This window comes from Enterobacter cloacae complex sp. 342H5 (genome assembly GCF_050030905.1).
GTDB lineage: Bacteria > Pseudomonadota > Gammaproteobacteria > Enterobacterales > Enterobacteriaceae > Enterobacter > Enterobacter intestinihominis.
In genome coordinates, this window is record NZ_JBLGVB010000001.1 from 1,889,559 (window position 1) to 1,902,079 (window position 12,521).

Annotated in this window: 13 protein-coding genes; 9 read left to right on the forward strand and 4 right to left on the reverse strand. The window is 56.2% G+C overall.

Features of this window, described 5'->3' with window-relative positions; genetic code table 11:
- Position 1 precedes the first annotated feature (1 nt).
- Both ACQG03_RS09120 and xthA read right to left on the reverse strand, forming a co-directional pair.
- Positions 2-685, reverse strand: a complete 684-nt coding sequence (locus tag ACQG03_RS09120; protein ID WP_063163252.1) for a TVP38/TMEM64 family protein — start codon at positions 683-685, stop codon at positions 2-4.
- A 6-nt stretch (positions 686-691) separates the two neighbouring features.
- Complete coding sequence (xthA, locus tag ACQG03_RS09125) at positions 692-1,498, reverse strand: exodeoxyribonuclease III (protein ID WP_023299900.1); 807 nt, start codon at positions 1,496-1,498, stop codon at positions 692-694.
- A gap of 433 nt (positions 1,499-1,931) precedes the next feature.
- On the opposite strand from xthA, the gene astC reads away from it, so the two are divergent.
- From astC to ves, 7 genes are all read left to right on the forward strand, one after another.
- Positions 1,932-3,152 carry a succinylornithine/acetylornithine transaminase gene (gene astC / locus ACQG03_RS09130; RefSeq protein WP_022647809.1) on the forward strand — a complete coding sequence of 407 codons (1,221 nt, stop codon included), beginning with the start codon at positions 1,932-1,934 and terminating at the stop codon, positions 3,150-3,152.
- Positions 3,149-4,183, forward strand: coding sequence for an arginine N-succinyltransferase (gene astA / locus ACQG03_RS09135; RefSeq protein ID WP_063163253.1), 1,035 nt, complete (start codon positions 3,149-3,151; stop codon positions 4,181-4,183). The genes astC and astA overlap by 4 nt, the downstream gene beginning before the upstream one ends.
- On the forward strand, positions 4,180-5,667 hold the full coding sequence (astD, locus tag ACQG03_RS09140; protein WP_063163254.1) for a succinylglutamate-semialdehyde dehydrogenase: 1,488 nt from the start codon (positions 4,180-4,182) through the stop codon (positions 5,665-5,667). Before astA ends, astD begins: the two co-directional genes overlap by 4 nt.
- Positions 5,654-6,979 carry an N-succinylarginine dihydrolase gene (gene astB, locus ACQG03_RS09145; RefSeq protein ID WP_063163255.1) on the forward strand — a complete coding sequence of 442 codons (1,326 nt, stop codon included), beginning with the start codon at positions 5,654-5,656 and terminating at the stop codon, positions 6,977-6,979. Before astD ends, astB begins: the two co-directional genes overlap by 14 nt.
- A gap of 9 nt (positions 6,980-6,988) precedes the next feature.
- On the forward strand, positions 6,989-7,954 hold the full coding sequence (gene astE / locus ACQG03_RS09150) for a succinylglutamate desuccinylase (RefSeq protein WP_046618291.1): 966 nt from the start codon (positions 6,989-6,991) through the stop codon (positions 7,952-7,954).
- Positions 7,955-8,291: 337 nt separating this feature from the next.
- Positions 8,292-8,786, forward strand: a complete 495-nt coding sequence (gene spy / locus ACQG03_RS09155) for an ATP-independent periplasmic protein-refolding chaperone Spy (RefSeq protein ID WP_022647814.1) — start codon at positions 8,292-8,294, stop codon at positions 8,784-8,786.
- Positions 8,787-8,953: 167 nt separating this feature from the next.
- A complete protein-coding gene (gene ves, locus ACQG03_RS09160; protein WP_022647815.1) occupies positions 8,954-9,511 on the forward strand; it encodes an environmental stress-induced protein Ves in 558 nt (185 codons plus the stop codon).
- Here the strand turns inward: ves and cho are convergent.
- Complete coding sequence (gene cho / locus ACQG03_RS09165) at positions 9,489-10,367, reverse strand: excinuclease Cho (RefSeq protein WP_074129358.1); 879 nt, start codon at positions 10,365-10,367, stop codon at positions 9,489-9,491. The two genes, ves and cho, sit on opposite strands and share 23 nt — an antisense overlap.
- Positions 10,368-10,482: 115 nt before the next feature.
- Entirely contained in the window at positions 10,483-11,310 is an 828-nt protein-coding gene (nadE, locus tag ACQG03_RS09170; protein WP_063163256.1) for an ammonia-dependent NAD(+) synthetase, read from the reverse strand.
- A gap of 231 nt (positions 11,311-11,541) precedes the next feature.
- On the opposite strand from nadE, the gene osmE reads away from it, so the two are divergent.
- Entirely contained in the window at positions 11,542-11,886 is a 345-nt protein-coding gene (gene osmE / locus ACQG03_RS09175) for an osmotically-inducible lipoprotein OsmE (RefSeq protein ID WP_022647818.1), read from the forward strand.
- A gap of 281 nt (positions 11,887-12,167) precedes the next feature.
- Positions 12,168-12,485 (forward strand): PTS N,N'-diacetylchitobiose transporter subunit IIB, encoded by a 318-nt coding sequence (gene chbB / locus ACQG03_RS09180; protein WP_015570750.1) that lies wholly within the window; start codon positions 12,168-12,170, stop codon positions 12,483-12,485.
- Positions 12,486-12,521: the final 36 nt, after the last annotated feature.

The window sequence follows — 12,521 nt, forward strand, 5'->3', positions numbered from 1 at the left end:
CTCACTTTTTAATCGAAGGGATGTAACGGGAAAACAGCCAGCGAGTGACCAGCGGTAATAACCCTAATAGTGTAAAGGCGAACAGCAGTCCCGGCGACAGAATATCGCGCAGCGTGGTGAGTTTTCCCAGCTCGCGTCCGGCGTTCAGATAAATGACGGTGGCAGGTAGCATCGCAAGCTGGCTGACCCACCAGTAGTGACGCACCTGGATACGGGTTAGCCCCATCAGCAAATTGACCAGAAAGAACGGAAACAACGGCATCAGGCGCAGGGCAAAAAGGTAGCTCGCGCCATCGCGAACCATCCCCGCATCGATCGTGTTCATCTGTGCGGCAAAGCGCCGTTGCACCCAGTCACGCAGCAGATAACGGCTGACGAGCATGGCAAGCGTGGCGCCGAGCGTCGAGGCCAATGACACCAACAGCGTCGCCTCCCACAGGCTGAAAATCGCCCCGCCGAGCAGCGTCAGAAGCGCAGCCCCGGGTATCGACAGCGCAGAGACCAGAACGTAAACCGCAAAATAGATCAGCGCGCTCTGAAGGGGCGCCAGCTCCACACGATCGAGCAATGTATGCTGGTGTATTTTTAACGTGTCGAGGGAGAGCATGCCCGGAGGAAGCAAAACAACGATCAAAACAAATGCGCCCAGAAGGGCGCACAGGAGACTGATTTTTTTTATATTCACTGAGGATTACAGCTTGAACGTTGCCCATACCGGCGCATGGTCGGACGGTTTTTCCATGCTGCGGATGTCATAGTCGATACCGGTTTCGATGCAGCGTTCGGCCAGGGGGGCGCTCGCCAGCAGCAGATCAATACGCAGGCCCCGGTTGTCATCGAAGCCTTTTGAGCGGTAGTCAAACCACGAGAAGCGATCCTGCGTCTCCGGGTTAGCGGTGCGGAAGGTATCCACCAGCCCCCAGTCAAGCAAGCGCTGCATCCACTCGCGCTCTTCCGGCAGGAAGGAACATTTCCCGGTGCGCAGCCAGCGCTTGCGGCTGTCTTCGCCAATGCCAATGTCCAGATCAGTCGGGCTGATATTCACATCCCCCATGATCAGCACCGGATTATCTTTGTTGAGTTCGGTCGTAAGGTAGTTTTGCAGATCCTGATAAAATTTGGCTTTGGCCGGGAATTTGGTCGGGTGGTCGCGGCTTTCACCCTGCGGGAAGTAACCATTAATCACTGTGATGTTACCCAGCGGGGAAGGCAGCTCAGCCATGATGAGACGACGCTGTGCTTCTTCACCGTCACCCGGAAAGCCACGACGCACCGACACCGGCGTATCTTTGGTCAGCAGCGCAACGCCGTAGTGGCCTTTCTGACCGTGGTAAAAAACGTTATAGCCCAGCTTCGCTACCTCTTCGAGCGGGAACATATCGTCGTGAACTTTTGTCTCCTGCAAGCCGATCACATCTGGCTGATGTTGCTCAACAATCGCTTCGAGCTGGTGAGGGCGGGCACGCAGGCCGTTGATATTAAAAGAGACAAATTTCATAGTCGCTGCCAATGCAAGGTGAATAGTGCAAGGATGGTAGCAGAATTTACGTCTTCTGTTATCCGCTTCGCCCAATTACTGCGACAGATAATGCCGACGGTGCAATATTTGCACCATTTCGACGCGTTTTGCCCTCGAACAGGGCGTAAAGGACCGATAAATTTCGCGAGCGATCACAATTCCAGAATTATATTTGGCATGTGCATACTCTTTCTTGTTTTCGTGCGGCAAAGCGCCGCTTGCTGTAAAAATATTCACTATTTATGCATTAATAGTGAATAACTCCATATTGTAACTCATTGATATTCTGTTACCCAAATCCGTTTATGCATTTTTATCGCTGGCTGGCACGAACGCTGCAATCTACATTCACAGTGCAAACACTCAATTATTTAACATTTAAACAACCTTTTATTTACCGGATGAGGTCGCTATGTCTCTGTCAGTTACGCGTGAAAATTTCGATGAATGGATGATGCCGGTATACGCTCCGGCGGCTTTTATTCCGGTACGTGGGGAGGGCTCTCGCCTGTGGGATCAGCAGGGCAAAGAGTATATCGACTTTGCGGGTGGGATTGCGGTGAATGCGCTGGGGCATGCAAACCCGGCTCTGCGGCAGGCGCTGAATGATCAGGCGGCGAAATTCTGGCATACCGGCAACGGTTATACCAACGAACCGGCGTTACGTCTGGCGAAGAAGCTGATCGACGCCACTTTCGCAGAAAAAGTCTTTTTCTGTAACTCCGGCGCGGAAGCGAACGAAGCGGCGCTGAAGCTGGCGCGCAAATATGCGCACGATAAATTCGGCCCGCACAAGAGCGGCATCGTAGCCTTTAAAAATGCCTTCCATGGCCGCACGCTGTTTACCGTCAGTGCGGGTGGTCAGCCCTCATATTCTCAGGATTTTGCGCCGCTGCCGCCGGATATCCGTCATGCGGCGTATAACGATTTACACTCTGCCAGCGAGCTGATTGACGACACCACCTGTGCGGTGATTGTCGAGCCCATGCAGGGGGAAGGCGGCGTCATGCCCGCCCAGAAAGCGTTCCTGCAAGGGCTGCGCGAGCTGTGCGATCGGCATAACGCGGTCCTGATTTTTGACGAAGTCCAGACCGGCGTGGGCCGCACGGGTGAGCTGTACGCCTACATGCACTATGGCGTGACCCCGGATGTGCTTTCAACAGCCAAAGCGCTCGGCGGCGGCTTCCCGGTGGGGGCGATGCTGACCACCGATACATTCGCCAGCGTGATGACCGTGGGCACCCATGGCACCACTTACGGCGGTAACCCGCTGGCAACCGCTGTCGCCGGACAGGTGCTGGATATCATCAATACTCCTGAGGTGCTTAGCGGCGTGAAGCAGCGTCACCAGTGGTTTGTTGAGCGTCTTACCGCCATCAATAACCAGACCGGCATGTTCAAAGAGATCCGCGGTCTGGGGCTGTTGATAGGTTGTGAGCTTGCCCCTGAGTTTGCTGGCAAAGCGAAGCTGATTTCACAGGAAGCGGCAAAGCAGGGCGTGATGGTGTTGATTGCCGGTGCTAACGTGGTGCGGTTTGCCCCTGCGCTGATCGTCAGTGAGGAAGAGGTCAGAACCGGGTTAGATCGTTTTGCGCTGGCCTGCGAACAGGTGAAGTCCGGGGTGTCATCATGATGGTCATCCGTCCCGTTGCGCACGGCGATCTCGCCGGGCTTATGCAGCTTGCCGGTAAGACAGGGGGCGGGCTGACCTCGCTGCCTGCCGATGAAAAAACGCTGTCGGCGCGCATTGAGCGCGCCCTGCAAACCTGGCAGGGGACGTTGCCAAAAAGCGAACAGGGCTATGTGTTCGTGCTGGAAGAGACCGACACGGGAACCGTGGCGGGGACTTGCGCCATCGAGGTGGCCGTCGGGCTCAACGATCCGTGGTACAACTACCGCGTCGGCACGATGGTCCACGCCTCGAAAGAGCTGAACGTCTACAACGCGCTGCCGACGCTCTTTCTCTGTAATGACCATACCGGCGCCAGCGAACTCTGCACCCTGTTTCTCGATCCGGACTGGCGCAAAGAGGGTAACGGTTATCTGCTCTCCAAATCGCGCTTCATGTTTATGGCCGCCTTTCGCGACCGCTTCAACGAAAAAGTGGTCGCGGAGATGCGCGGCGTAATTGATGAGACGGGCTACTCGCCGTTCTGGGAGAGCCTGGGCGAACGCTTCTTCTCCATGGAATTCAGCCGGGCGGATTACCTGTGCGGTACCGGTCAGAAGGCGTTTATCGCCGAGTTAATGCCGAAGCATCCTATTTATACCCATTTCTTAACGCCGGAAGCGCAGGCGGTGATCGGCGAAGTTCACCCGCAAACCGCTCCGGCCCGTGCAGTGCTGGAGAAAGAGGGTTTTCGCTACCGCAATTACGTCGACATCTTTGACGGCGGCCCGACGCTGGAATGCGATATTGACCGCGTACGCGCCATCCGAAAAAGCCGCCTGGTTGAGGTTTCAGAAGGCCAGCCCGCGCCGGGCGAGTGGCCAGCCTGCCTGGTCTCGAACGAGAATTACGCCAACTTCCGCGCCATGCTGGTGCGAACCAACCCAACATGCGAGCGTCTGGTACTGACGGCTGCGCAACTGGATGCCCTGAAATGTAACGCTGGCGACACGGTTCGCCTGGTGCGGCTCTGCCCTGAGGAGAAAACAGCATGACTCTATGGGTTAACGGTGACTGGGTAACGGGCGAAGGTGATGCGCGGTCAAAAACTAACCCGGTCGGCCAGGAGGTGCTCTGGTCGGGGAGCGACGCCAGCGCCGGGCAGGTTGAGCAGGCCTGCCAGGCTGCACGCCGCGCGTTTCCGGCATGGGCGAAACGGCCATTCTCCGAGCGCCAGGCGCTGGTTGAGAAATTTGCTGCGCTGCTGGAGGCCAATAAAGCAGAGCTGACTCGCATCATTGCCTGCGAAACGAGCAAGCCGCGCTGGGAGGCAACAACCGAAGTGACGGCGATGATCAATAAAATCGGTATATCGGTGAAGGCGTACCACGCCCGCACCGGTGAGCAGCATACCGGGATGCCGGACGGCGCCGCCACGCTGCGCCACCGTCCGCACGGGGTGTTGGCGGTGTTTGGCCCGTACAACTTCCCCGGGCATCTGCCGAACGGGCATATTGTGCCTGCGCTGCTGGCGGGAAATACCGTCATCTTCAAGCCGAGTGAGTTAACCCCCTTAACCGGAGAAGCGGTGGTAAAACTCTGGGAGCAGGCGGGGCTGCCGCCGGGCGTGCTGAATCTGGTGCAGGGCGGGCGTGAAACCGGTCAGGTGCTGAGTGCGCTGAGCGACATTGACGGTCTGCTGTTTACCGGCAGTGCCGGAACGGGTTATCAGCTGCATCGTCAGCTGGCGGGGCAGCCGGAAAAAATTCTGGCGCTGGAGATGGGTGGCAACAACCCGCTGATTGTGGAAGATCCGGATGATATCGATGCTGCGGTCCACCTGACCATTCAGTCGGCATTCATTACCGCCGGACAGCGCTGCACCTGCGCCCGCCGCCTGCTGGTTAAACGCGGCGCGCAGGGGGATGCTTTTCTTAAGCGTCTGGTGGAGGTGAGCGGGCGTCTGGTTCCCGCGAAATGGGATACCGAGCCGCAGCCGTTTATCGGCGGGCTGATCTCCGGGCAGGCGGCGCTGAACGTGCTGAAAGCGTGGCAGGAGCACGTGGCGCGCGGGGCGAAAACCCTGCTGGAGCCGAAGCTGGTTCTGCCGGGCACATCGCTGCTGACGCCGGGGATTATTGAGATGAGTGCGACGAGCAACGTGCCGGATGAAGAGGTCTTTGGCCCGCTGCTGTGCGTCTGGCGCTATGACGATTTTGCATCGGCGATCGAGATGGCCAACAACACCCGCTACGGCCTGTCGAGCGGCCTGATATCCCCGCATCGCGAGAAATTCGACCAGCTACTGCTGGAAGCGCGCGCCGGGATCGTGAACTGGAACAAACCGCTGACCGGCGCGGCGAGCACCGCGCCGTTTGGTGGCGTAGGGGCATCGGGCAACCATCGCGCCAGCGCCTGGTATGCCGCCGATTACTGCGCGTGGCCAATGGCAAGCCTGGAAACCCCGGCGCTGACGCTGCCGGAGACGCTGAATCCGGGGCTGGATTTTACAGAGGGTGACGCCCATGAAAGCGCGTGAGGTTAACTTTGACGGGCTGGTGGGGCTGACGCACCACTATGCCGGGCTGTCGTTCGGCAATGAAGCCTCGACGAAGCACCGTTTCCAGGTCTCGAACCCGAAGCTGGCGGCCAGGCAGGGGCTATTGAAAATGAAGGCGCTGTCCGATGCCGGTTTCCCGCAGGCGGTGATCCCGCCGCAGGAGCGGCCGAACGTGGCCGTGCTGCGCCAGCTGGGCTTCAGCGGTACGGATGAACAGGTGGTTGAAAAAGCCGGTACGCAGTCCCCACAGCTGCTTTCCGCGGCCAGTTCAGCCTCTTCAATGTGGGTAGCGAATGCCGCCACCGTCGCGCCGTCGGCGGATACGCTGGACGGCAAAGTGCATCTGACCGTCGCTAACCTGAACAACAAATTCCACCGCGCCAGCGAAGCGGAGACCACCGGGCGCGTGCTGCGCGCCATTTTTAATCATGATGCGCATTTTGAGGTGCATTCAGCGCTGCCGCAGGTCGCGATGTTTGGCGACGAAGGGGCGGCAAACCACAACCGTCTGGGTGGCGATTACGGCGATCCGGGTTTGCAGCTGTTTATCTATGGACGGGAAGAGGGCGGCCACGCCGCGCCGGTTCGTTATCCAGCGAGACAAACCTTAGCCGCAAGCCAGGCGGTTGCACGGCTGAACCAGGTTAATCCTACTCAGGTGATTTTTGCCCAGCAAAATCCGCAGGTGATCGACCAGGGCGTGTTTCATAACGACGTGATTGCCGTTTCCAACCGTCAGGTGCTGTTCTGCCACGAGCAGGCGTTTGCCCATCAGGAAAAGTTGCTGGCCACGCTGCACGAACGCGTGCCGGGATTTATGCCGATTCAGGTGCCCACGCAGGCGGTAAGCGTGCAGGATGCGGTCGAAACGTATCTGTTCAACAGCCAGCTGCTGAGCCGGGATGACGGCAGCATGATGCTGGTGCTGCCGCAGGAGTCCCGCAACCATCAGGGTGTCTGGCGCTATCTCAGCGAACTGGTGCAGGCGGATAACCCGATTGATGAACTGCGCGTGTTTGATCTGCGGGAAAGTATGGCTAACGGCGGGGGACCGGCGTGCCTGCGACTGCGCGTGGTGTTAACGCCGGAGGAAATGCAGGCCGTGAATCCGTCGGTGATGATGAACGACACGCTGTTCAATACCCTCAATGACTGGGTGGACCGCTACTATCGTGACCGTCTGGTTCAGGCCGATCTGGTTGATCCGCAGCTGCTGCGCGAAGGCCGCGAGGCGCTGGATGCATTATCGACCATCCTGCAACTGGGAGCGGTTTATCCGTTCCAGCGCTAAGGAGACGATATGGAAAACTTTCTGGCGCTGACGCTGGCTGAAGAGACACCGGAGCGGCACGAGGGGGAAGGCCCCTCGTTCCACTGGCGATGGCTGGGGCCGGGCGTGCTTGAACTGACGCCGACGGGGCAATATAACCTGTCGCTGCTGCTTTCTACCGGCATTCACGGGAATGAAACCGCGCCCGTGGAGATTGTCGATCTGTTGCTGCGCGCGCTTTATCGCGCAGAGATCACGCTGCACTGCCGTCTGCTGGTGGCACTGGGAAATCCGCCTGCGCTGGCGCAAAACAAACGGTATCTCGTGAGCGACATCAACCGAATGTTTGGTGGCCGCTGGGCGCAATTTCCACAGAGTGATGAAACGACACGTGCGCAATGGCTGGAGAAGGTGGTCACGGCGTTTTTTGCCGGGGCGGGGGAAACGCGCTGGCACCTCGATCTGCATACCGCCATCCGCGCCTCGTACCACGTACGTTTTGGCGTGTTACCGCAGCGCCATCAGCCGTGGGATGAGGCGTTTCTGACCTGGCTTGGCGGCGCGGGACTGGAAGCGCTGGTTTTCCACCAGACGCCGGGCGGCACGTTTACCCATTTCACCTGTGAGAATTTCGGCGCGCTGTCCTGCACGCTGGAGCTGGGAAAAGCGCTGCCGTTCGGGCAAAACGACCTGACGCGTTTTGCCCCTACGCATCAGGCGCTTCGGGCGTTGTTCGCAGGGGTTGCACCGGAACCCACCCGGGAACCCGTCGTGCGCTATCGGGTCGTACAGCAGATCACGCGTCAAAGTGAAGCTTTCCAGCTTCATATGGCGCCCCATACGCTGAACTTCACGCCGTTTCGCCAGGGCGTCCTGCTGGCGGAAGATGGTGAGACGCGCTATGCGGTACAGAACCCCACGGAATATGTTTTATTTCCTAACCCGTCAGTCGCGTTTGGTTTACGAGCCGGGTTGATGCTGGAAAAAATGCCCTGATCGTCTCCCCTCGCGCAGACCGGAGGGGAAACGAAGAATTAATTTCTTAACGTTAAAAGCGCTCTGGTAGTGTTTGCGGAATATTCCTGGAGAATTGCTTTATTATTAAACGGTACTTCGCTATACTCCTCCATAATCTCTTTAAAATCATGCTGTTGAATATTTTTGTTTCATCTCTCCACGCTTTTTCCTTAATTTCTCCATAATTGGCGAAAACGTGTTTTTTATACTTTCATTGTTTTACCGTTGCTCTGACTAATTGACGATAAACCCCGTAAAGTTAATCTCGTCAACACGGCATAGCGCCGAAGAATAACTGAAAGTAAGGAAAGACATTATGCGTAAATTAACTGCACTGTTTGTTGCCTCTACCCTGGCTCTGGGCGCTACCAGCATGGCGTTCGCCGCCGATACCGCGACCACTACCGCCGCGCCGGCAGAAGGCAAAATGATGATGCATCATAAAGGCAAGCCGGGTATGCATCATGAGATGATGATGTTTAAAGATCTGAACCTGACCGATGCGCAGAAGCAGCAGATCCGCGACATCAGGAAAAGTCAGCGTGACCAGATGAAACGTCCTCCGCTGGAAGAGCGCCGCGCGATGCATGACATCATTGCCAGCGACAGCTTCGACAAAGCAAAAGCAGAAGCGCAGATCGACAAAATGGCCGAGCAGCATAAAGCGCGCATGCTGGCCCACATGGAAACCCAGAACAAGATTTACAACATTCTGACGCCGGAACAGAAAAAGCAATTTAATGCCAATTTTGAGAAGCGTCTGACAGAACGTGCAGCGCCGGAAGGTAAAATGCCTGCACCAGCCGAATAATCGGTTCACTCTCTTAAGACCGCCGGGCTCCTGTCTACACAAGCGAAAACGCTGTGGACAGGACCGGCGGTTTTTCTTTTGCCCCATGCCTAAGGTCTGGCCTTACCGTTGCCGATAATACGTCTGTGAAAATGCCCTGGCGCACGGTGCGTCCTTCAGGAGTGGTCATGGAATTCTTTGATATCCGTAAAATACCCGTCAGTCTCTGGCGTAACGGCGCGGGCGAGACGCGTGAGATTTGCTGTTTCCCTCCCGCGACGCGGGATTTTTCCTGGCGGGCCAGCATCGCCTCCATCGCCAGTAACGGCGAATTCTCCGCGTTTCCGGGCGTTGACCGGGTGATTACGCTGCTGGAAGGCGGCGAGGTGACGCTGGATGCGGGGAGGGCGTTTTGCCATACCCTGAAACACCATCAGCCTTACGGCTTTGCGGGCGATTTGACGGTGAAAGCCGTGCTCACGGAGGGGCAGATGTCGATGGATTTCAATGTCATGACCCGACGGGAGCACTGCCAGGCAAAGGTGCGCGTTGCTACCCGAACGTTCACTACCTTCGCATCACGCGGTGGCGTGGCGTTCGTATTAAGCGGCGCCTGGCAACTAGGCGATAAATTACTGACCGCCGATCAGGGCGCCAGCTGGCAAGAGGGCAGCCATACCCTCCGTCTACTGGAAACGAAGGGGTCGCTGCTGTTCAGTGAAATTACCTGGCTGCCGGGTCATTGAGCATGACTATCTCATATTTACCGGTTAACAGCGGCTTACAGAGAATTTTGTAGCCATCCTGATCGAACCCGGCAGGTGTGCGCAGCAGGGCGGCAGCGTCATCCAGACTTTCAACCGCGCCAAGCCAGAGCCAGTTGCGGATGACGTGATAGTGCGTCATCGCATCGCGGGTCTCTTTCAACGCCACCGCGCCTTCCCACGGCCAGCAGTTGACGCTGATTGAGGCCAGGCCAGCCATAAACCGGGCATGATGTTCTTCAACGCTCTCTTTTCCACAGCACGCCCCGGCGCAGCGTTTCAACGCGGAGCGGAAACAGGCGCGACCGCGGGTAGTCGCTTCCAGTCCTAACAGGCCGTAACAAAGCTGTAATTCATCAGCAAGGGTTTGCAGAGTTTGCAGTGCGGCACGTTTGTTGGCAAACAGACCGTAAAGATTCGGTTCATGCGAAAAATCCACTTCCCGGGCATAAACGACCTGCGGTTTTCCCGCGTTAACCTGCAAGGAACACAGCTGGCGGTTGCGGCGCAGGCGTTTGTTAAACAGCGGCTGCTGTTCCTTGATGAGCCGGGCTTCGAGCAGAAGCGCGCCCAGTTCACCTGCCGTCTCGATCCAGGTGATCCGCCGGGACTGTCTGAGCATCGACGCTTCGTCCGGCGTACGCAGGTGCGACATCACCCGACTGCGGATATTTACGCTTTTGCCGATATAGAGCGGCATGGTGTCGCTGTCGCCGTGGAAGAAATAGACGCCAGGCTGTTTAGGCAGCGCCTCAAGCCAGGGGCGAAGATGCTCGGGATATTCGTAGATAGCCGCCGCTTCAAACTCAAGACGCGGGGCGGATTGACGCCTGCTCACATACTGCTCCATATACTGTTCAGGCATACAGTGTAGCAGGTGTTTGGTGGTTAAAAAAGAGCCGGGTGGCGGCTACGCCTTACCCGGCCTGCAAAACTGAGTTACCGTTTTGCTTTTACTTTTTCCAGAAATCATCAAACACCGTAATGGGTGGACGGCGTTTGTGCTCGGTTTTCAGATACCAGCCTTCAATAATTTTTGCGGTACCTCCGTCGAGCGTTTTGCCTTCCAGATAATCATCGATGTTGTCATAGGTCACACCCAGCGCGGCTTCATCCGGCAGGGAAGGGCGATCGTCTTCCAGGTCTGCCGTTGGCGCCTTCTTATACAGGTGCTCCGGGCAGCCCAACGCCGCCAGCAGTTGCTTACCCTGACGCTTGTTCAGGCGGAAGAGGGGGTTGATGTCCGTGCCGCCATCGCCGTATTTGGTGAAGAAACCGGTGATGGCTTCCGCGGCGTGGTCGGTGCCGACGACGACCCCTTTGGTCATCCCTGCGATACTGTACTGCGCTTTCATGCGCTCACGGGCTTTCTCGTTGCCACGAACAAAATCGCTCAGTTCAATACCGGCTTCACGCAAGGCCTGCTCGCTTGCCAGTACCGAACCTTTGATGTTTACGGTAAGAACACGGTCCGGCTGAATAAAGGCGATCGCATCCTGACAGTCCTGCTCGTCGGCCTGCACGCCATACGGCAGACGTACGGCAATAAATTGCAGTGCGGTGTCACCGGTCTCGTCACGAAGCTCGGTGATGGCCATCTGGCTTAGTTTACCGGCCAGAGTGGAGTCCTGACCGCCGCTGATACCCAGTACCAGCGTCTTCAGGAAAGGGTGTGCGGACAGGTAAGCTTTCAAAAAATCAACGCTACGACGGATCTCTTCTTTGGCATTAATCGCAGGTTTCGCGCCCAGCGCCTGAATAATTTCTTGTTGCAGAGCCATTACGCCCTCCCTATGCAGAACCAAACAGAAAGTGTGATCTGTTAAAACTAACCCTTTGTCGGGGAAACGACAAGGATCACAGTTTTGAGTGTACTGTTTTACAGCGATTTAGCAGCTTATCGTTGTTTTATTAGAATTTTCCGAAATTCGTCTGGCGTAACTCGCAAAGTTGAACAATAGTAATTTTTATCCCATGCTTAGTTAACACGCTGATAAACAAGAGGACGGAATATGAACAAGAACGTAGCAGGAATTTTAAGCGCAGCGGCGGTACTGACTATGCTGGCTGGGTGTACAGCTTACGATCGCACCACAGATCAGTTCACACAGCCAGTGGTAAAAGACGTCAAAAAAGGCATGACGCGTTCACAGGTTGCAGCCATTGCCGGTAAACCTTCTTCAGAAGTCACTATGATCCACGCGCGTGGCACCTGCCAGACCTATATTCTGGGTCAACGTAACGGTAAGGCAGAAACCTACTTTGTCGCCCTGGATGATACCGGTCACGTGATCAATTCTGGTTACCAGACCTGCGCTGAATACGACACCGATCCACAGGCACCTAAGGCGCAGTAACCGCGCTTGCCTGAAAGTGTTAACAAACCGGCCTGATGGCCGGTTTTTTTATGCATACGTAAATCTTATTTCTTAGCGCGAAATATTTGCCTGAAATGTGAAGGTAGTCAACAAGCCAGGTCAATGAGAGACAATTTGAGTCTATCCAGAATTATCCCCTCCCTGTACCATTGCGTATACTCACTTCAACGACAAACAATGTTCAGCACACTGCCCGTCAGCCAGGATAGCGAGTCGAGTGATAGCGCGACGGCGGTCAGACCAATACGAGGGAAATTATCATGGAAAAGAAACATATCTACTTGTTCTGCTCTGCGGGCATGTCCACTTCGCTGCTGGTTTCAAAAATGCGCGCGCAGGCCGAAAAATATGAAGTCCCTGTGGTGATTGAGGCGTTTCCGGAAACGCTGGCGGGCGAAAAGGGTCAGACAGCAGATGTAATTTTACTCGGGCCGCAAATCGCTTATATGCTGCCAGAAATTCAACGTTTGCTCCCTAATAAGCCGGTCGAAGTGATCGATTCCGTTTTATACGGCAAGATTGATGGTTTAGGTGTATTAAAAGCTGCTGTTGCGGCGATTAAAAAAGCTGCTAATTAATTTTTTATTTTTCCCGTCAAAGAGTTATTTCACACA